Origin of the sequence: Sphingomonas sp. Leaf198 (genome assembly GCF_001424005.1) — a bacterium.
Taxonomy (GTDB): Bacteria; Pseudomonadota; Alphaproteobacteria; order Sphingomonadales; family Sphingomonadaceae; genus Sphingomonas.
Genome location: NZ_LMPX01000001.1, coordinates 41,272 through 60,800 on the forward strand (window position 1 = coordinate 41,272; position 19,529 = coordinate 60,800).

The window sequence follows — 19,529 nt, forward strand, 5'->3', positions numbered from 1 at the left end:
ATGGCCCGACCGCCGTTCGTCGATGCGCATCTGCACCTTTGGGACAGGGATGGCCTGCGCTATCCCTGGCTCGACGAGCCCGACACCGCGCCGATCGCCGCCACCTATACGGTCGCGCACCACCGTGCGGCGGCGGCGGCGTGGAATCTTGTCGGCGCGGTCCACATCGACGCCGGTGCGCACCGCGACGACGGCGAGCGCGAGACCGACTGGCTCAACGCGGTCGCCGACACGCATGGCCTGCCCGACGCGATCATCGCGCGCGTCGAACTCGACGATCCCGACGTCGAGACGCTGCTGGCCCGGCAAGCTGCGCGACCGCGCGTCCGCGGCATCCGCCACCTCGTCAATTGGCACCCCGATGCCGTGCGGCAAGCCTATCCGCGCGACCTGACGATCGATCCGGCATGGCGACGCGGCTTTGGCCTGCTCGCCGATCAAGCGCTCAGCTATGATTTCCACGGCTTCCCCGCGCAACTTGCCGGGCTGGTCGATATCGCCGCGCTCCACCCGAGCGTTCCCGTCATCGTCAATCATCTCGGCCTGCCGATCCCCGGCGACGGGCTCGAGCAATGGCGCGCCGGGATCACCGCGCTGGCGGCGATGCCGCAGGTGTCGATCAAGCTGTCGGGCGCCGGCTTCATCCACGCGCCGTTCGACCCCGCCGCCTTTACCGACATCGTCGCCGAGGTGATCGACCTGTTCGGCACTCGCCGCGTGATGGTCGCCACCAATTTCCCCACCGATCGCCTGTTCGCGACGCTGGACGAGACGCTCGGCGCCTATGAGGCCCTGCTCGCCGATCGCAGCGACGACGAGCGCGCCGACCTGTGGGGCCGCAACGCCAACCGCATCTATCGACTGGACCTGGACCTTTGACGCATATTCCCCACCGGCCGATCGGCCGCACCGCGCTGTCGGTGCCCGAACTCGGCTTCGGTGCCGCCTCGCTCGGCAATCTCTACGCGCCGGTCGCCGACGCCGATGCGCGCGCCGCGGTCGATGCCGCGCTCGCCGCGGGGCTGCGCTATGTCGACACCGCGCCGCATTACGGCCGCGGCCTGTCCGAACGGCGCGTCGGCGATGCGCTGCGGTTGCAGCCGGATACCGTCGTCTCGACTAAGGTCGGCCGGTTGATGGACCCCGATGCCTCGATAACCGATGATCACGAACGCGACGGCTTCCGCTCGCCGATGCCGTTCCGGATGCGCTACGACTACACGCATGACGGCATCCTGCGCAGCCACGAGCACAGCCTGCAGCGGCTGGGCGTGGCAAAGATCGACCTGCTCTATGTCCACGACATCGGTCGCTACACGCACGGCGACGCCGCGGACGGCTACTGGCAGCAGCTGACTGCCGGTGGCGGCCTCAAGGCGCTCGAGCGGCTGCGCGACGAAGGCACGATCACGGGCTTCGGCATCGGCGTCAACGAGATCCAGGTCTGCCTCGACGTCATGGCCGAGGCACGGCTCGACGCGATCCTGCTCGCCGGGCGCTATACATTGCTCGAACAGGACGCGCTCGATGCGCTGTTCCCGGCGTGCGAGGCGGCGGGGACGTCGATCGTGATCGGTGGTCCATACAACAGCGGCATCCTCGCGACCGGCACGCGGCGCGGCGGCACGATCCACTATGATTACGGCCCTGCGCCAGGCCACGTGCTGGCACGCGTCCGCGGAATCGAGGCGATCGCCGACCGCCACGCCGTCGCTCTGCCCGCCGCAGCGCTCGCGTTCGTGCTCGCGCATCCGCTCGTCGCCAGCGTCATTCCGGGCATCGGCAGCGCGGCGCGCGCGGCGCAGACGGTCGACCTGTATCACGCGGCGATCCCGCCGGCGTTCTGGGAAGAGTTGCGCGCCGAAGGGCTGCTCCGCGGCGATGCGCCGGTGCCGGGAGCGGCGGCATGAGCGCCGCCGCGATCCGCCTGTCGCCCAGCGACAATGTCGCGGTAGCCTGCCGCAACCTGGTCCCCGGCGAGACGATCATGGTCGAGGGCACCACGCTGGCGATCACCGAAAAGGTCGATCTCGGTCATAAGATCGCAGTCTCGTCCTTGAAAACGCGCGACAAGATCGTCAAATATGGCATGCCGATCGGGTCGGCGACGGCGGACGTGCCCGCGGGCGGCTGGGTGCACATGCACAACATGCAAAGCGACTATATCCCCGCGCACCTGCGTGACGCGGCAGGAGATCATTCATGAACGACGCGGTGCAGACCTTTGGGGTCCAGACCACTGGGGCTCAGGACTATGTGGCCCAGAACGACGCGACGATGACCGGCTGGCTGCGTGCCGATGGCCGCAAGGGCATCCGCGATGCCATCGTCGTCGTCTATCTCGTCGAATGCGCGCACCACGTCGCGCGACGGATCGTCGACAAGATCGATGATCCGCGCGTCCAGCTGATCGGCTTTCCCGGCTGCTATCCCAACGACTACGCGCTGGCGATGATGAAGGCGCTGACCACGCACCCCAATGTCGGCGGAGTCGTGCTGCTGTCGCTAGGCTGCGAGAGCTTCAACCGCGAACTGCTCGGCGCAAACGCGCGCGAGCAGGGTCGTCCGGTTGAGACCGTGGTGATCCAGCAGGTCGGCGGCACCGGCCCCGCGATCGCGGCGGGCATGGCGGCGGTCGAGCGCGTCCGTGCCGAAGCCGACGCGCGCGCGCGCCGCGTGCCGATGGCGATGTCGGAACTGGTGATCGGCACGATCTGCGGCGGGTCCGACGGGACCAGCGGGATCACCGGCAACCCGGCGGTCGGCCGCGCCTTCGATACGCTGATCGACGCGGGGGCTGCCTGCATCTTCGAGGAAACCGGCGAGATGATCGGCTGCGAAGGCCATATGGCCAGCCGCGCCGCGACGCCCGAAGTGGCGGACGCGTTGCTCGCCTCGGTCCACAAGGCCGAGATCTATTACCGCGCGATGGGCTATGGCAGCTTTGCGCCCGGCAACGCCGAGGGCGGCCTGTCGAGCCAGGAGGAGAAATCCGCCGGCGCCTATGCCAAGTCGGGCAGCCGCGCGATCGATGGCGTGATCGACCCCGCCGAACTGGTGCCGGGGCCGGGCCTCTATCTGCTCGACGTCGTGCCGCCCGGCGATCCCAAGTTCGGCTTCCCCAACATCGTCGACAATGCCGAGATCGGCGAACTGATGGCGAGCGGCGCGCATATCAACCTGTTCGTCACAGGCCGCGGCTCGGTGGTCGGCTCGGCGATCTCGCCGGTGGTGAAGATCTGCGCCAATCCCGACACCTATCGTCGGATGGCCGACGACATGGACGTCGACGCCGGCCGCATCCTCGAGGGGCGCGGTACGCTGGACGAGGTCGGGGCCGAGATCGTCGACCTGATCATCGGCATCGCGAACGGCGCGCAGACCAAGTCCGAAGAGCTGGGCCATTCCGAATTCATCCTGACGTACAAGGCGTCGGGACCCGCACGCCCCGCGGTCTGCCACTGAGTCAGGCGTTGGCGGCGCGCGTCAGGCTGAGGAAGACGTCCTCGAGATCGGGCTCCTTGGTCGAGACGTCGACGATGCCGAAGCCGCTGCCTTGGATCGCGGCGAGGACTTCGCCGGCGTTCACGCGGTCCTTCTTGTAGGTGATTTCGAGGGTGCGCGTGCCCTTGAGCGCGATCTTCTGGAAGCAGGCGTTGGCGGGGATATCGGTGACGTCGCGGTCGACCGTGACCGCGACGATCTTCTCCTGCGCCTTGCCGACCAGTTCGCGCGTCGGTTCGTTGGCGATCAAGCGGCCGTTGTTGATGATCGCGATCCGGTCGCAGAGTTCCTCGGCTTCCTCGAGATAATGCGTGGTGAGGACCACGGTCACGCCGGCTTGGTTGAGGCTGCGGACATAGGTCCAGAGCTGCTGGCGCAGTTCGATGTCGACGCCTGCGGTCGGCTCGTCGAGGACGAGGACGGGCGGCGAGTGGACCATCGCTTTCGCCACCATCAACCGCCGCTTCATCCCGCCCGACAGCGTGCGGGCGTAAGCGTGCGCCTTGTCCTCCAGATGCACCGCGCGCAGCAACTCCATCGTGCGGCGCTTCGCCTTGGGGACGCCGTAAAGCCCAGCCTGGATTTCCAGCGTCTCGAACGGCGAGAAGAACGGGTCGAACAGGATCTCCTGGTTGACGATCCCGATCGACGCCTTGGCGTTGCGGGGATGCTCGTCGATGTCGAACCCCCAGATCGCCGCGTTGCCATCGGTCTTGTTGACCAGCCCTGCGAGGATGTTGATCAGCGTGGACTTGCCTGCGCCGTTGGGGCCGAGCAGCCCGAAGATCTGGCCACGCGGCACGTCGAACGTCACCCCGTCCAAGGCACGCTTGCCACCAGCGTAGGTTTTGCAAAGATTCGAGATTGCGATCGCAGCTTCGGTCATGGCTGCGCCATAGCGGGGGCCGCAAGGCGGGTCATCCCCTGATGCTGCAAGAAGATGCGTTCACGCGAAGGCGCAAAGGCGCGAAGGATCCGGCGCGCAGACGATCGGTCGCCAGACAAAACGAACTGCGCCGCCATACGCGATTGAAAAGTCGCCGTGCGACAAGCGCAACATCTTCGCGCCTTTGCGCCTTCGCGTGAAGCATCTTCTGTCGCAGGGGCAACGGACGCGGGTGGAAGAACCAATTGCCCGGCCGGCGCGCGCTTGCTATCGCCACCTCATGCATCCGCCGCTTGAAACCACCCGTGTCACCCACAACCGCGTCGCCTGCGACGGGGCCACCGACATTCCCGGCGGCGCAGCGCTTGGCCATCCGCGCGTCTGGTTGCAGATCGACGAGACCGGCTACGTCGATTGCGGCTATTGCGACCGTCGCTTTATCCTGGTCGGCGGCGCCGCCGATGGCGCGGACCAGTCGACTTTGCGCGATCACGGGGATGGCGCAGGGCGCTAAGCCGCTTATATCTATCGGATGACGATAGCAGCAGACCCCCGTTCGTTCCTCTACCGCGATACCCTGGACCCCGAACAGGCGCAGACGCTGACCGCCAAGGCGCTCGGTAAGGCCGATGACGGCGAGCTGTATCTCCAGTACCGCAAGGCCGAGGCGTTCGGGTTCGACGACGGCCGGCTGAAGACCGCGTCCTACGATACGAGCTCGGGCTTCGGCCTGCGCGCCGTCTCGGGCGAGATGACCGCGTTCGCGCATTCGAACGAGATGACCCCCGCCGCGATCCGTCGCGCCGCCGAGACGATGGCGCTGATCGAACCAGGCGTCGCTGCGAAGGCCGGCCCGCCGCAGGGCACCAACCAGCGCCGCTACACCGCTGCCGATCCCCTCGACCTCGTGCCTTTCGCGGACAAGGTGAACCTTTGTCAGACGATCGATGCCGCCGCGCGCGCCCGCGATCCTCGCGTCGCGCAGGTGTCGGTCAGCCTTTCCGGGACGTGGTCGGTGGTCGAGATCGTTCGCGCCGACGGTTTCGTCGCGACCGATGTCCGCCCGCTGGTGCGCCTCAACGTCTCGATCGTCGCCGAGCAGAACGGGCGTCGCGAGACGGGCAGCTACGGGATCGGCGGCCGCTATCTCTACAACGATCTGTTCGAGCCCGCGACGTACAACCGCGCGATCGACGAGGCGTTGTCGCAGGCGCTGGTCAACCTCGACTCCATCGCCGCTCCTGCGGGCGAGATGACGGTGTTGCTCGGCAATGGCTGGCCCGGCATCCTGCTGCACGAGGCGATCGGTCACGGTCTCGAAGGCGATTTCAACCGCAAGGGCACGTCGGCGTTCTCGGGGCGGATCGGCGAGCGCGTCGCAGCCGAGGGCGTGACTGTGGTCGATGACGGCTCGCTCCAGGACCGCCGCGGCTCGCTGACGATCGACGACGAGGGCACGCCGACGCGCGAGACCGTGCTGATCGAGGACGGCATTCTGAAGGGCTATATGCAGGACCGCCTCAACGCACGGCTGATGGGCGTCGAGGCGACCGGCAACGGCCGCCGCGAGAGCTATGCGCATGCCCCAATGCCGCGGATGACCAACACCTTCATGAAGGCCGGCAACGACGATCCTGCCGAGCTTCTGAGCCGGGTAAAGAAGGGCATCTTCGCCAAGGCGTTCGGCGGCGGGCAGGTCGACATCGTGTCGGGCAAGTTCGTGTTCAGCTGCACCGAGGCGTATCTGATCGAGGACGGCAAGCTCGGTGCGCCGATCAAGGGCGCGACGCTGATCGGCGACGGCCCGAGTTCGCTGACCAAGGTGCGTGGGATCGGCAACGACTTCGCGCTCGACGAGGGCATTGGTATTTGTGGCAAGGGCGGGCAGTCGGTGCCGGCTGGCGTCGGGCAGCCTACGTTGCTGGTCGATGGGCTTACGGTCGGTGGGACGGCGGCTTAAAGTCCGCCAACGACCATGTCGATTGCAGCCTTCAGATCATATTCGTAGTCGACAAGCGAACCGATCTTTTCACCGAGTTGCCGGCTGTCGACGGCGCGTAGAAACTGGACGGCGACGCGATATTCCGTCTGATGCACCGTCACGAGTGGATTGAGCCTCGACTGCGAAACCGACGGTTCGTCAGGCTGGCGTAATGGGGCAACGATTCGCGAGCGCAGGTCGCTCAGAAGATCGCTCTGGCAATTCACGACAAGCCCGTGACCGTCGATCGAATGGACGTCGAATTGCGCCATTCAGAGCGGCTCGAGGCCGGAAAGCGGAATTCCGTTCTCGTCGATCCATCGATTCTGTGCTTCGATCCACTGTCGATTCTCCTCCTTCCACCGCCGTTCGCGCTCGGTCTTGATTGCGCCGCGGAGTGCGGCTTCCGTGACGCGCGACAGGTTGACGCCCGCTTCCTTGGCAGCGGCGACAATGCCGGTATCAACGGACATATTTACCGATTTGCGCTTGCCGGTAGCGATAGGATCATGTTTCATGCGCACAAAGTATGCGCGTTGACGACGCGCGTCAATTCGGAGCCGAACGATGGACTTCTTCCCCGCGCTCACCGACGATCATCGCGCGTTCGTGATGCGGCAACCGGTATTCTTCGTTGCGACAGCCGCGGAAGGCGCGCGGATCAATCTCAGTCCCAAGGGCATGGACAGTTTTCGCGTACTCGAGCCGAAGACGGTCGCGTATCTCGACGTCGGTGGGTCGGGGAACGAGACGAACGCGCATCTGGGCGCCGATGGTCGCATCACGATCATGTTCTGCGCGTTCGACCAGCCTGCGCTGATCTTCCGCATCTATGGCAAGGGGCGTGCGGTGCTGCCGCAGGACGACGGCTGGGCTGACCTCTACGCGCAGTTCACGCCGTTGCCGGGGACGCGGCAGATCTTCGTGATCGCGGTCGACGAGGTGCAGACGAGTTGCGGGTGGGGCGTGCCGTTCATGACGCTTGACCGTGAACGGCAGACCTTGTCGAAATATCACGCCAGGCAGTCCGACGCCGAGCGGATCGAGGAATTGGCGGGGCCGGTCGCGAGCATCGACGGCTTGCCGGTTCGGCTCGGCACCGTCCTGCCGGACCGAGTTGGCGCGTGAGCCTGGTCGAACTCGGGCGGTATGGTCGCAACGAGGCGCATATCATCGTCGGGCGGCTCGAGAGCGAAGGCATCCTCGCGATCGCGTTCGATGGCGGGATGTCGATCATGGAGGGGAGCTGGTTGCTGATCCCGGTTCGCGTGATGGTCGACGAGGATGATCTGGACGAGGCTAGGGGAATTTTGGCGGGGTGAGCGGGTGCGTTAGGTGCTGATAGAAAGCCGCCTGCCTAAACCCCACAATCGTCATTCCCGCGCAGGCGGGAATCCATACTGGCAAAGCTGGCGAGTTGATCGACAACCCTTGAGTTTCTGGATCCCCGCCTTCGCGGGGATGACCAGCAGTTGGTGATCGTGCGAGCCGTATTACAAGAATATTGGAGGGCAGAGTCGTGGTCCGCCCTCCGCCGAGATCAGCCCCCCGCGCTTACCCGCCAGATCGCGTTGCCGACGTCGTCCGCGACCAGCAGGCCACCGGTCTTGTCGGTGATGACGCCGACCGGGCGGCCCTGCGCGTCGCCGTCCTTGTTCAGGAACCCGCCGAGCACATCGACCGGCTTCGCGTTGGCCGCCGGGAAGCCGGTGTCGCCGAAGGGCACGTAGACGACCTTGTAGCCCGACACCGGCTTGCGGTTCCACGAGCCGTGCTCGCCGACGAACGCGCCGTTGGCGAACTTCGCGCCGAGCTTCGCGTCCGCGGAGAAGGTCAGGCCGAGGGCTGCGACGTGCGGTCCGAGTGCGTAGTCGGGACGCTTGGCGTATTGCTGCAGCGCGGGGTTCTTCGGTTCGACGCGGCTGTCGGGATAGCCGCCCCAATAATACCAGGGCCAACCGAAATGATCGCCGAACTCGACCTGCGTCAAATAATCGGGCGCGAGGTCGGAGCCGAGCATGTCGCGCTCGTTGACGACCGTCCACAGTCCGCCCGACTTGGGGTTGATCGCCATGCCGTTGGGATTGCGCAGGCCGGCGGCGTAGATCCGCCAGTTCTTGTCCTTGGGCCAGACCTGCAGGATGTTGGCGCGGTATTTCTCGGCGTCCATGCCGTTCTCGGCGATGTTCGAGGACGAGCCGACGCCGACGTAGAGCGTTTTGCCGTCAGCCGCCGCGATCACGTTGCGCGCCCAGTGATTGCCGCCGGGGTTGAGCTTGATGACGAGCTCGGGCTTGGCGGTGATCTTGGTCGCGCCATCGGTGTACGGCACGCGGACGAGCGCGTCGGTGTTGCCGATATAGAGCTGGCCGTCGAGCAGCGTCATGCCGAACGGCGAGTTGAGACCTGTCATGAATACCGACTTCGTTTCCGCCACGCCGTCGCCGTTCGCGTCGCGGAGCAGCGTGATGCGGTTGGCCGAGGGTACGCCGGCGCCGGCGCGACCCATCAGGATCTTCATCACCCAGCCGGTGATCCCGCCGCCCTCGCGCGGGGGCGAGTTCGTCTCGGCGACCAGCACGTCGCCGTTGGGGAGGCGGTACATCCAGCGCGGGTGGTCGAGCCCCGTCGCGAACGGCTGGACCTTGAGACCCGCGGCAGGCGTCGGCATCGCGCCGTTCTGCCAGCCGACGACCTTGGCGACCTTGACGGTCGGGATCGTCTGGATGCGGGGATCGGTGATCTTGGGCAGCTTGCCGGCGACCTGGTCGACCGACAATTCCGCCGTGTCGGGCCAGGCGAGATAAGTGACGCCCGCGGCGATCACCAGCAGGATCAGCCCAAGGACGATGAGGATGTGTTTGCGCATGAGGGGAAGTTAGAACGGAGGCAGGGCCGGGGCAATGGATCATGGGTAAAAGGGGCCCGCCGATCCATTGCAGAGGCTGTATCAGTCGTCGTCCTCGACCGGCACCACCGGCGGATGCAGGCGCAACCGGTTGATGCGGCGTTCGTCGGCGTCGATAATCTCCAGCTTCCATCCGCTCGGATGATCGACGCATTCGCCGATCTGCGGGACATGCCCCGCCAGAAGCGCCGCCAGCCCGCCCAGCGTGTCGATATCGCCGTCGACCTCCGCCAGCCGTGGATCGATCAGTTCGGCCGCGTCCTCCAGCTCGGCACGCGCATCGGCATCCCACGCCCCGCCTTCGATCGGCGTCATCAGCACCTGTGGCGCCTCGTCATGCTCGTCCTCTACCTCGCCGACGATCTCCTCGATCAGGTCCTCGAACGTCACCAGACCCTCGGTGCCCGAATACTCGTCGAGCACGATCGTCAGGTGGACGTGCTTCTGCCGCATGTCCGCGAGCAGATCGAGCGCACCGCGCGACATCGGCGCATAGAGCGGCTCGCGGATCAGCCCGGCGATCGAGGTCGGATGCTCGGCACCGGTCGCGAGGATATTGAAGACGTCCTTGATGTGGACCATGCCGATGATCGTATCGAGGTTGTCGCGGTACACCGGCAGGCGGCTATGGCCCGCTTCGGCGAACAGCTTGACGAGATCGGCGAACGGCGTGTCCTCCTCGACCGCGATGATGTCCGCGCGCGGCACGCCGACGTCGCCCGCGTCGCGCTCGCTGAAGTGGAGCAGGTTGCGGACCATCTGGCGCTCGAGCGGGGTGAGATCGCCCTTGGCATCGGGAGCGGGATCGCCCTCGTGCCGGTCGATCGCGTCCTCGAGCTGGTCGCGGAGAGACTCGTCCTGATTCCCGAAGATCAGGCCCTTGAGCCCGCGCCAGATACTGTCGCTACTATCGCCGTTACCGGCATTGGGGCCATCGGCCATCGTGGTCGTCAGTCCTCTGTTATCAGGTAAGGGTCGTGGAGACCGAGCGCCGCGAGCGCATCGCGCTCGATCTGCTCCATGCCCTCGGCCTCATCGTCGTCGATATGGTCATAACCTAGCAGATGCAGCGTGCCGTGCACCATCAGATGCATCGCATGATCCTCTACCGAGATATTGCGCTCGGCCGCTTCCGCGACGCAGACGCCGTGCGCGAGGATGATGTCGCCGAGGAGAACTTCGCCATCGTCTGAATTCTGACTGACCGTGGCGAGCAAGTCCGGCTGGACCATCGGGAAGGACAGGACGTTGGTCGGCTTGTCCTTCTGGCGGTACTGCTTGTTGAGCGTATGGACCTCGTCGTCCGACGCGAGCCGGATCGAGATCTCGACCGTCGCCGCGCTGGTCAGCAGTTCGCCATGCGGAGTTCGCTCGATCGCCGCTGTCGCTGCACGCAAGGCGAGCGCCTCCCAGTCATACCCAGGGCCCTGGCCCGGCCAGGGGGCGTCGGAAGAAAGTGCTATTTCGAGCATGCAGGCCTTTCGGGCGAAAGCGTCAGGACGAAAGCATTACCCGCGAACGGAAGTTCCACGCCAGCGCATTTCTATCGGTCGCGCAGGCGGCGCCCAAGGAATTCGATCAGTGCCTCGACCCTGGCCGGCCGCAACGGGCTGGGTGGAGTCAGCAGATGAAGCCCGATCGGCGCGGGCGCCCAATCGTCGAGGATCGTCACCAGCGCGCCGCTCGCGAGATGCGCACTGACGATGAAGTCGGGCAGCCGCGCGATGCCGAGGCCGGCGATCAGCGAGGGGACGAGCGCTTCGCCGCTGTTCGCGGTAAGCTGGCCCTGCGTGCGCACCGACACGTCCGCGCCGTCGGGGCTGTGAAAGCGCCAGGGCCCGACGACATTGGAATAGCCGAACAGCTTATGCTCGCCGAGTTGCGCTGGATGCGTCGGGGTGCCGTGCGCCGCCAGATAACGCGGTGCGGCGACGAGATGCGCCTGGATCGTGCACAGGCGCCGCGCGCGCAGCGAACTGTCGGGCAGCTCGGCGATCCGCAACGCGACGTCGAAGCCTTCCGCGACGATATCGACGCGCGCGTCGGACAGATGCAGGTCGACCTCAATGCCGGGATGCGCGGCGAGAAACTCGGCGAGCAACGGCGCAACGTTGGTGATGCCGAAGCTCATCGGCGCGGCAAGGCGGACGCGGCCGGTATGTGCGCTGGCGGCGTCGTGCGCGGACTCTTCGGCGGCCCGCGCTTCGGCAAGAATACGCGCGGCATGCTCGGCAAGCGGCTTGCCCCCCTCGGTCAGCGCAAGCCGGCGCGAGGTGCGGTGGAACAGCGACTGGCCGAGATGCGCTTCGAGCCGCGTGATCGCCTTCGACACGGTCGCCTTGCTCAAGCCCACCGCGTCGGCGGCGGCGCTGAACGAACGATGTTCCACCACACTGGCGAAGATCGCCCAGGCTTCGAGATCGGGCAGGCGCATGGGGGGCTCCGCATTATTTCCCCCCTCCCTGGAAGGGAGGGGCTGGGGGTGGGTCGCTATCGAGGGAGTGCTGCGACCGCCAACCGGCCGACCCACCCCCGACCCCTCCCTTCCAGGGAGGGGAGATGCTCATGACACGCTAGCACCGAAACGATCGGTTTCCACCGTTTCTATTTACGCGGCGATCCGCGCGCCTATCTTGGGATCAACCAGTGGAGACATTTCATGACGACCACGACGCTCAGCAAAATAGACCGCCGCGCCTTCGACAGCCTTGGCCATGCCGACCACGGCTGGCTCAACGCGCGGCATCATTTCTCGTTCGCCAGCTATTACGATCCCGCGCGGATGGGCTGGGGCGCGATCCGCGTGTGGAACGACGACCAGATCGCCGCCAATTCGGGCTTCCCGCCGCATCCGCATCAGGACATGGAGATCATCACCTACGTCCGCGGCGGCGCGATCACGCATCAGGATTCGCTCGGCAACAAGGGCCGCACCGAGGCGGGCGACGTCCAGGTGATGAGCGCCGGCACCGGCGTCCGCCATGCCGAGTATAATCTGGAGCCCGAGACGACGACGATCTTCCAGATCTGGATCGAGCCTTCGCGCAAGGGCGGCGCGCCGAGCTGGGGTGCCAAACCGTTCCCCAAGGGCGAGCGCTCGGGCCAGTTCGTGACGCTGGCGAGCGGGTTCGAGGGTGACGGCGACGCATTGCCGATCCGCGCGAATGCCCGCGTGCTGGCCGCGACGCTGAAGGCCGGCGACAGCGTCGACTATGCGATCGGTGAGGGGCGCCACGTGTATCTGGTGCCCGCCACCGGTGCGATCACGATCGGCGACGAGGCGTTCGGCGCGCGCGACGGAGCGGCGCTGTTGGGCGGCCAGACGGTGACGATCACGGCACAGGACGACGCCGAGATCGTTCTCGTAGACTCGGAATAATACTCCCCTCCCGCCTGCGGGAGGGGTTGGGGGAGGGGCTTCCTGCCTCGACCCCGCCCGGAACTTCCCTCCCCTAACCCCTCCCGCAAGCGGGAGGGGAACTCGAAGGAAACACATATGACCAAGGTTCTCGTGCTCTATTACTCGTCCTACGGCCACATCGAGCAGATGGCCGACGCCGTCGCCGAGGGCGCGCGGGCCGGGGGTGCCGACGTCGATATCCGCCGGGTCGCAGAGACCGCACCGCAGGCCGTCATCGAGGCCGCGCACTTCAAGACCGACACCGCGCACGCCGAGATCGAAGGCCCCGCCGCGCTCGAACACTATGACGCGATCATCGTCGGCGCGCCGACCCGCTTCGGCCGGATGCCCGCGCAGATGGCGCAGTTCTGGGACACGACCGGTGGCCAGTGGTTCTCGGGCGCCTTGGTCGGCAAGGTCGGCGGTGCCTTCACCTCGACCGCGAGCCAGCATGGCGGGCAAGAGACGACCTTGTTCTCGATCATCACCAACCTGCTGCATCACGGCATGACGATCGTCGGGCTCGACTATGGCTTCCAGGCGCAGATGGGCGTCGACACGGTCAAGGGCGGCTCGCCCTACGGCGCGACGACGATCTCGGACGGCGACGGCAGCCGCATGCCGAGCACCGCGGAGTTGGACGGCGCCCGCTACCAGGGCAAGCGTATCGCCGAGACCGCGGCGAAGTTGAAGGGCTGAACCGCGTAGGGAATACCCACGCTCCTATCCCTCCGTCATGCCGGGCTTGTTCCGGCATCCACCGTTCCACAAAATCGACAGAGATGATTTCGCGGAACCGTGGACCCCGGAACGAGCCCGGGGTGACGGAGTGGTTTGGATATGGCCGCGTTAGATTTGGTCGTCCTTGCCCTCGTAAGCCTCGACGACCCGCCCGACGATCGGATGGCGGACCACGTCGCCGACGTTGAAGCGGCACATCGAGATGCTCTCGAGCCCCTCCAGCCGCCGGACCGCATCGCCCAATCCCGACGCCGCGACTCCGCCCGGAATATCCACCTGCTTCGGATCGCCGCAGATCACCATGCGGCTGTTCTGGCCGAAACGCGTCAGGAACATCTTCATTTGCGCCGGCGTGGTGTTCTGCGCCTCGTCGAGGATCACGAACGCATCCGCCAGCGTCCGCCCACGCATGAAAGCGATCGGTGCGACCTCGATCTCGCCGCTGGCGATGCGGCGTTCGACCTGCTCGGCGGGAAGGCAGTCGTACAGCGCGTCGTAGAGCGGGCGCAGGTACGGATCGACCTTCTCCTTCATGTCGCCGGGCAGGAACCCGAGCCGTTCGCCCGCCTCGACCGCAGGCCGCGACAGGATCAGCCGCTGGACGCTGCCGGTAATGAGCTGCTGCACCGCCTGCGCGACCGCGACATAGGTCTTGCCCGTCCCTGCCGGCCCGAGCGCGAAGATCATGTCGTTGTTGGCAAGCTCGCGCATGTAATGCGCCTGCGCCGGCGTCCGCGGGACGATCGTCTTCTTGCGCGTCCGGATCATGATCGGCGGCGCGCCACCGCCGCCCGCATCGGCGCGAATGATGCCTTCGAGCACGGGTTCGTCCGCCATCGCGATCGACGCGTCGACGAGACCGGTGTCGACGTCCTCGCCGCGCTGGATCCGGGCGTAGAGATCGTGGAGCACGTCACGGGCCTTGGCGACCTGTTCGGCGGTGCCCTCCAGGCCGATCTTGTTCCCCCGTGCGGTGATGTAGACGCCGAGGCGATTCTCGAGCGCTACCAGGTTCTGGTCGTACTGGCCGAACAGCCGGACGAGCAATTGGGGCTTGTCGAACAACAGCTCGACTCGGGCGCGGTCACCGGACTGGGCGGGAACGGGTTTACGGCTCATACGGTCCTTTCAGGGTGTCAAAGGTTACGCCTGGAAGCGTCGAACCGTAACCTTTGAAAGGAAGATGAGCACGCCAAGCGACGCGTTCAAGCCGCGCCGGAGCGCTGGCTGAGAGATGATTCGAGTCGCGTGGGCGAAGCTGCATCGGGGGCGAGTGTGACAGGCGATCCGGATGCAGGACAGCGAAATCGCGGGGGCTCGCGCGGACGTTCGGTACGATCTCTACCGGGGCCCTGAAGGCGCAGATCAAAGGTCGGGCATCGGTCCCGTCATCCTGACGAAAGTCAGGACCCAGAGCCGCACAAGGCGCCCTCGATTACCCTGGATCCTGACTGTCGTCAGGATGACGGAGGGTGGAAAGGGGCGCGTGGACGATCGCCAGCCGTCCCGTCGTTACGCCGCCTCGCGCACGCGCTCCACGCCGGTCAGCGAATTGGGTCCGGCAGCGGCCAGCGTCACCTCCACCAAGTCCCCGATCGCATGGTCGCCGATCAGATGGACCGATTGCAGCCACGGCGACTTGCCAATCAGCTGCCCCGGCAGTTTCCCCGTACGTTCCAGCAGGACCGAGCACGTCCGCCCGACGGTGGCGGCGTTGAAGGCGTGCTGGTCGCAGTTGAGCGCCGCCTGCAGACGCTGGAGGCGCTCGTCCATCACGTCCTCCGAGACCTGCTCGACGATCGACGCCGCAGGCGTGCCGGGGCGGGGGCTGTATTTGAAGCTGTACGCCTGCGCATAGCCAACCGCGTCGACTAGGCTCAGCGTGTCCTCGAACTCGGCGTCGGTCTCGCCGGGGAAACCGACGATGAAGTCGCCGGACAGCGCGATATCGGGACGAACTTCGCGGACCCGGTCGAGCAGGCGGAGATAGGAGTCGCGGGTGTGGCTCCGGTTCATCGCCTTCAGCACGCGGTCGCTGCCGCTCTGGACGGGCAGATGGAGGAACGGCATCAGGCTCTCGATGTCGCGGTGTGCGTCGATCAGGCCCTGCGTCATGTCGTTGGGATGGCTGGTGGTATAGCGGATCCGCGCGAGGCCGGGGATGCGGTCGAGGTCGCGGATCAGGTCGTGAAGCCCGCGGTCGTTTTCCGACCACGCGTTGACGTTCTGGCCAAGCAGCGTGATCTCGCGCGCGCCGGCGTCGACCAGCGCCTTCGCCTCGTCGACGATCGCCGCGAACGGCCGGCTGATCTCCGCGCCGCGCGTGTAGGGAACGACGCAGTAGGTGCAGAATTTGTCGCACCCTTCCTGCACCGTCAGGAACGCCGAGGGGGCGACCTTCCGCCGCGCCGGTAACGCGCCGAACTTCGACAGCAGCGGCATGTCGGTGTCGAGCGACGGCGTGCCCGCGGCGGCTTTCGCGACGAGGTCGGGCAGGTTGTGATACGCTTGCGGGCCGACGACGATGTCGACCTTGGCGCGGGTGAAGATCTCTTCGCCCTCGGCTTGTGCGACGCAGCCGGCGACTGCGATCATCGGCGTCTTGCCGGACTTGCGGCGCTGGTCCTTCCGTAGCCGGCCGATGTCCGAATAGACCTTTTCGGTGGCGCGTTCGCGGATGTGGCAGGTGTTGAGGACGACGACGTCGGCATCGACCGCATCGGCTTGCGTCAGGCCCTGGGCGGCCATCAGCTCGGCCATGCGCTCGCCGTCATAGACGTTCATCTGGCAGCCGAACGACTTGACGTGGAAGGTTTTGGGAGGGGACATGCAGGTGCCCCTACCAAATTTGCGCGCAAGTGGGGAGGGGGCTCTCTAACCCCTCTCCCGTTCGGGGAGAGGGAGGGGCCCGCATGCTCTTGCAGGTGGGAGGGTGAGGGGTGTGAGACTCAGGTCGTTCGTCCTAAAACCCCTCACCCTTCCGTCGCCAAGCGGCTCCTCCCTCCCTCTCCCCGTGGGGGAGAGGGATTAGGCGTTCACTTCTTCGCAGGCGTCGCAGCCGGCACGACCGCCATCGTCCAGTCCTTCTCGGGCCGCAGATATTTCGCCGCCGTCGCCTGCAACTCCACCGGCGTCGTCGCGACCAAGTCCGAGGCGATCCGCTGCGTCGCCGCGATCCGCCGCGGATCGAACGTCGCCCCGCCCAGCTGCTGCAACCAGAACTGGTTCCCCGTCGAGGCGCGCAGGATATACTGCCCCATCGGCTTCTTGATCCGATCGAGCTCGTCCGCCGCGATCGGCGTCGACACCAGTTCCGCCGCGATCTGCCGCGCGATCTGGAAGAAGAACGACACCTTGTCCGGCGCGACCTGACCGATCGCGACCATCCGGCCACCGGTGGTCATGCCCACCGGCCACTGGCTCGACACGTTGGGGCTGTAGCTCGCGCCCGCCGCCTGCCGCAGCCGCTCGAACAGCCGATCGCTGAACACCTGCGCCAGCACGTCGAGACGTCGCGCCTCGACGATGTTGTCGATCCCGCCACCCGTCGGCCACGCGATCACCGCCGCCGCCTGGTTCTCCGGCCCGGTATGCGCACGCATCACCGGCGTCGTGTTATGTGCGGGGAAGCTGACCGGGGCACCGACCGTCGACACCGCGGTCCGCGGCGTCATCGCCCCGAACGACTTCGCCACCGCCGCGATCGCATCCTCGGTCTTCACGTCGCCGAAGATCGAGACCTCGATCGGTCCGGTCTTCAGGATCGGCTCCCAGAACGCGCGGAAGTCCTTTGCGTTCAGCGCCTCGACGGTCGCCTTCGACGGCGTCCCCCACCGCGGATCACCAGCCCGCAACAGAGCTTCGAGATCGCGCGACAACACGCCGTCGGGCGACGAATCATAGCCTGCGAACCCGGCCAACGCGGCAACACGCGCCCGCGCCACCGGTGCCGGATCCCAGGCCGGGAACGTCAGTTTCGCAGCCATCAGCCGCAACTGATCCGCGTAATCCGCCGGCGACGTGATCGCATTCAGCGTGAACGCATCGTCGTCGATCCCGAAGTCGAGACCGATCCGCCGCCCAGCGGTCAACTGATCGAGATCGCCCTGATCGAGCTTGCCGATACCCCCCGCGACCAGCGCGAGATCGCCCGCCCAGGCCGGCGTCGGCCGGTTCGATGGAATCGCGGTATAGCCGCCGCCGAACCGCACGCGCACATAGACGCGTCCGGTCTCGCCCGAGTTGGGGAACAGCAGCACGCGCGTCCCGTTGGCGAAGTTCACCTGCTCCATGTCGAAGGCGGCGATCTTCTCGCGGCTCGCGACGACGCCCGGCCTGCCGAGCGACGGCAGCTTCGAGAAATCGACCGCAGCCTGCGCGCGGCGCTTGCCGGCCAGCCCCGACACGTCCGCCTTCAACGCGGTCGCCAGCTTCGTTGCGGCGCCGGCATCGGGCGTCTGCGTATTGACGAGCGCGCGCGTGATGCCCTCAAAGATCGCCTTGCTCGATGCGAGCAGCGTGGCGGGCGTGAACATGCCCTTCGCCTTGGCGTCCTGCAGAATCTTGTACGACGTCTCAGGCCCCGCGACCGTCTCGCGGATGTCGAGTGCACTGGCCATGTCGTCGGCCTGCTTCGATCCCGCCTCGACCTTGGCGGTCTCGACGCTGGTCCGCATGATCGTGTCGAAATCGGCATATTCGCGGTCGACTTCGGCCTGGCTCGGCGCGTTGGTCTGCGCGTCGGCGATCACCGCGCGGACGTCCTTCAATGCCGCTTCCCAGTCGGTCCCTATCGGCACGATGTTAACGCTCGTCAAGTTCGCCGAGCGCGACACGTCGTCGATCGACACGCCCGCCTGCAGGAAGCTCCCGCCGGCGCGCGCGCGCGTTTCGAGGCGGCGACTGATGAGGCGGGTGGCGAGCACGTCGACCAGCCGCTTCTGGTTCATGATCGCGGTGTCGTCCTTGTACTCCCACGGGCGGACGACGCCGAGCGTGACCACCGCCGGGATGGCCGGCTCGGCGATCGACGCTGCGGCCGGCGCTTTAGGATCGGGCTTGCCGAAGCTGGGCGCAGGCGTGAACGGGTCGGTACGCTTCCAGTCCGCGAAGTTCTTGACGATCAGCCGTCCGAACAGCGCCGGGTCCATGTCGCCCGAGATGATGACGACAGTGTTCTCGGGCCGATACCAGCGATCGTGGAAAGCCTTCACGGTCGCGCCGGTCGCCGCCTCCAACGTCTTGATATTGCCGATCGGCGAGCGATCCGCGAGCGGCTGCCCCGCGAAGAACGTCGCGCGGATCGCATCGCCGAACCGCACCTGCGGCCCCGGCTGCTCGCGCTGTTCCGCCAGCACGACGGGGCGCTCGGCGGTCACCGACGCATCGGTGATCGTCGGCTTCTCCATCATGCCCGACATGATCTTCAGGCTCTCGTCGAGCCCGGTTTCGGTCGCCGAGGGCAGGTCGAGCTTGAAGGTGGTCGAGGTCGGCGTGGTCTGCGCGTTGGTGTCCGACCCGAAGGTCGCGCCGAACCGCTGCCACACGCGCTTGGCCTCACCGTCGGGGACGTATTCGGAGCCGCGGAAGGTCAGATGCTCGATGAAATGCGCGAAGCCGCGTTCGCTGTCGGTCTCGTTGAGCGACCCCGCATCGATCCGCACGCGCACCGACACCTGGCCGGGCGGTACGCCATTCTTGCGCACCGCGAACCGCATGCCGTTGGGCAGCGTGCCGAACTTCCACTCGGGATCGCGCGTAAGATCGCTGCCCTTGTAGAGCCACGCGGTCGTGTCGATCCCGGTCAGTTCGGGAAGCGTCGGCGCTTCCTTGCCACCCTCCGTAGCGGGCGTGGAGGTGGCCTGCGGCGTCGCCATCTGCCCGCTCGCCGGGATAGCGAGACCGAGCACGAGGGGAAGCAGGATGGGAGCGCGGTACAGGCGCGGAAAGGATAGCATCGTGCATCTCTAGCGCCCCCGCGCGCGCATCGCCAGCGTCGCGCCTCGGATCGCCAGCGCCAGCCTCAGTCGGCCGCCGCGGCGCCATCATTTCGTCCAACACCTGCGGTATGCCGCATCTCAACACGGGGATCGGCGCAGGGACGTGCCGA

20 protein-coding genes are annotated in these 19,529 nt (G+C 66.5%); 10 read left to right on the forward strand and 10 right to left on the reverse strand.

Going from position 1 to position 19,529, the window contains the following annotated elements; genetic code table 11:
- The 4 genes from ASG20_RS00190 to ASG20_RS00205 all read left to right on the forward strand — a co-directional run bounded on the left by ASG20_RS00190 (position 1) and on the right by ASG20_RS00205 (position 3,465).
- A complete protein-coding gene (locus ASG20_RS00190) occupies positions 1–879 on the forward strand; it encodes an amidohydrolase family protein (protein ID WP_056047040.1) in 879 nt (292 codons plus the stop codon).
- Positions 876–1,910 carry an aldo/keto reductase gene (locus tag ASG20_RS00195; RefSeq protein ID WP_056047043.1) on the forward strand — a complete coding sequence of 345 codons (1,035 nt, stop codon included), beginning with the start codon at positions 876–878 and terminating at the stop codon, positions 1,908–1,910. The genes ASG20_RS00190 and ASG20_RS00195 overlap by 4 nt, the downstream gene beginning before the upstream one ends.
- Positions 1,907–2,206, forward strand: a complete 300-nt coding sequence (locus tag ASG20_RS00200; protein WP_056047045.1) for a UxaA family hydrolase — start codon at positions 1,907–1,909, stop codon at positions 2,204–2,206. Before ASG20_RS00195 ends, ASG20_RS00200 begins: the two co-directional genes overlap by 4 nt.
- 71 nt (positions 2,207–2,277) lie before the next feature.
- Positions 2,278–3,465 (forward strand): UxaA family hydrolase, encoded by a 1,188-nt coding sequence (locus ASG20_RS00205; protein ID WP_056050179.1) that lies wholly within the window; start codon positions 2,278–2,280, stop codon positions 3,463–3,465.
- Between the two features lies 1 nt (position 3,466).
- On the opposite strand, the gene ASG20_RS00210 is transcribed toward ASG20_RS00205, so the two are convergent.
- Positions 3,467–4,390 carry an ABC transporter ATP-binding protein gene (locus tag ASG20_RS00210; RefSeq protein ID WP_056047048.1) on the reverse strand — a complete coding sequence of 308 codons (924 nt, stop codon included), beginning with the start codon at positions 4,388–4,390 and terminating at the stop codon, positions 3,467–3,469.
- A gap of 280 nt (positions 4,391–4,670) precedes the next feature.
- On the opposite strand from ASG20_RS00210, the gene ASG20_RS00215 reads away from it, so the two are divergent.
- The gene (locus tag ASG20_RS00215) at positions 4,671–4,904 is read left to right on the forward strand and encodes a zinc-finger domain-containing protein (RefSeq protein ID WP_056047052.1); all 234 of its coding nucleotides are present in this window, start codon (positions 4,671–4,673) and stop codon (positions 4,902–4,904) included.
- 18 nt (positions 4,905–4,922) lie between these two features.
- The gene (tldD, locus tag ASG20_RS00220) at positions 4,923–6,350 is read left to right on the forward strand and encodes a metalloprotease TldD (RefSeq protein ID WP_056047055.1); all 1,428 of its coding nucleotides are present in this window, start codon (positions 4,923–4,925) and stop codon (positions 6,348–6,350) included.
- Here the strand turns inward: tldD and ASG20_RS00225 are convergent.
- Positions 6,347–6,643 (reverse strand): CcdB family protein, encoded by a 297-nt coding sequence (locus ASG20_RS00225; protein WP_056047058.1) that lies wholly within the window; start codon positions 6,641–6,643, stop codon positions 6,347–6,349. The two genes, tldD and ASG20_RS00225, sit on opposite strands and share 4 nt — an antisense overlap.
- Complete coding sequence (locus ASG20_RS00230; protein ID WP_056047063.1) at positions 6,644–6,889, reverse strand: type II toxin-antitoxin system CcdA family antitoxin; 246 nt, start codon at positions 6,887–6,889, stop codon at positions 6,644–6,646. It abuts the gene before it with no gap.
- A 49-nt stretch (positions 6,890–6,938) separates the two neighbouring features.
- On the opposite strand from ASG20_RS00230, the gene ASG20_RS00235 reads away from it, so the two are divergent.
- Together ASG20_RS00235 and ASG20_RS00240 are read left to right on the forward strand one after the other, a co-directional pair.
- Positions 6,939–7,499, forward strand: coding sequence for a pyridoxamine 5'-phosphate oxidase family protein (locus tag ASG20_RS00235; protein ID WP_056047066.1), 561 nt, complete (start codon positions 6,939–6,941; stop codon positions 7,497–7,499).
- The gene (locus ASG20_RS00240; protein WP_056047072.1) at positions 7,496–7,693 is read left to right on the forward strand and encodes a putative signal transducing protein; all 198 of its coding nucleotides are present in this window, start codon (positions 7,496–7,498) and stop codon (positions 7,691–7,693) included. The genes ASG20_RS00235 and ASG20_RS00240 overlap by 4 nt, the downstream gene beginning before the upstream one ends.
- Positions 7,694–7,911: 218 nt before the next feature.
- Here the strand turns inward: ASG20_RS00240 and ASG20_RS00245 are convergent, their stop codons facing one another.
- From ASG20_RS00245 to ASG20_RS00260, 4 genes are all read right to left on the reverse strand, one after another.
- Positions 7,912–9,240 (reverse strand): PQQ-dependent sugar dehydrogenase, encoded by a 1,329-nt coding sequence (locus ASG20_RS00245; protein ID WP_056047075.1) that lies wholly within the window; start codon positions 9,238–9,240, stop codon positions 7,912–7,914.
- An 81-nt stretch (positions 9,241–9,321) separates the two neighbouring features.
- Positions 9,322–10,221, reverse strand: coding sequence for a hemolysin family protein (locus ASG20_RS00250; protein ID WP_056047080.1), 900 nt, complete (start codon positions 10,219–10,221; stop codon positions 9,322–9,324).
- Between the two features lie 8 nt (positions 10,222–10,229).
- Positions 10,230–10,751 (reverse strand): rRNA maturation RNase YbeY, encoded by a 522-nt coding sequence (gene ybeY, locus ASG20_RS00255; protein WP_056047083.1) that lies wholly within the window; start codon positions 10,749–10,751, stop codon positions 10,230–10,232.
- Between the two features lie 71 nt (positions 10,752–10,822).
- Complete coding sequence (locus ASG20_RS00260; RefSeq protein WP_056047087.1) at positions 10,823–11,713, reverse strand: LysR family transcriptional regulator; 891 nt, start codon at positions 11,711–11,713, stop codon at positions 10,823–10,825.
- A gap of 225 nt (positions 11,714–11,938) precedes the next feature.
- Here ASG20_RS00260 and ASG20_RS00265 point away from each other — a divergent pair, with 225 nt between their 5' ends.
- Complete coding sequence (locus ASG20_RS00265) at positions 11,939–12,658, forward strand: pirin family protein (protein ID WP_056047092.1); 720 nt, start codon at positions 11,939–11,941, stop codon at positions 12,656–12,658.
- A gap of 117 nt (positions 12,659–12,775) precedes the next feature.
- Positions 12,776–13,378, forward strand: coding sequence for an NAD(P)H:quinone oxidoreductase (gene wrbA / locus ASG20_RS00270; protein ID WP_056047095.1), 603 nt, complete (start codon positions 12,776–12,778; stop codon positions 13,376–13,378).
- A 150-nt stretch (positions 13,379–13,528) separates the two neighbouring features.
- On the opposite strand, the gene ASG20_RS00275 is transcribed toward wrbA, so the two are convergent.
- The 3 genes from ASG20_RS00275 to ASG20_RS00285 form a co-directional block, all read right to left on the reverse strand.
- Positions 13,529–14,539 (reverse strand): PhoH family protein, encoded by a 1,011-nt coding sequence (locus ASG20_RS00275; RefSeq protein WP_056047098.1) that lies wholly within the window; start codon positions 14,537–14,539, stop codon positions 13,529–13,531.
- 393 nt (positions 14,540–14,932) lie between these two features.
- Entirely contained in the window at positions 14,933–16,249 is a 1,317-nt protein-coding gene (miaB, locus tag ASG20_RS00280; protein ID WP_082470667.1) for a tRNA (N6-isopentenyl adenosine(37)-C2)-methylthiotransferase MiaB, read from the reverse strand.
- Between the two features lie 206 nt (positions 16,250–16,455).
- A complete protein-coding gene (locus ASG20_RS00285; protein ID WP_056047101.1) occupies positions 16,456–19,377 on the reverse strand; it encodes a M16 family metallopeptidase in 2,922 nt (973 codons plus the stop codon).
- Positions 19,378–19,529 lie beyond the last annotated feature (152 nt).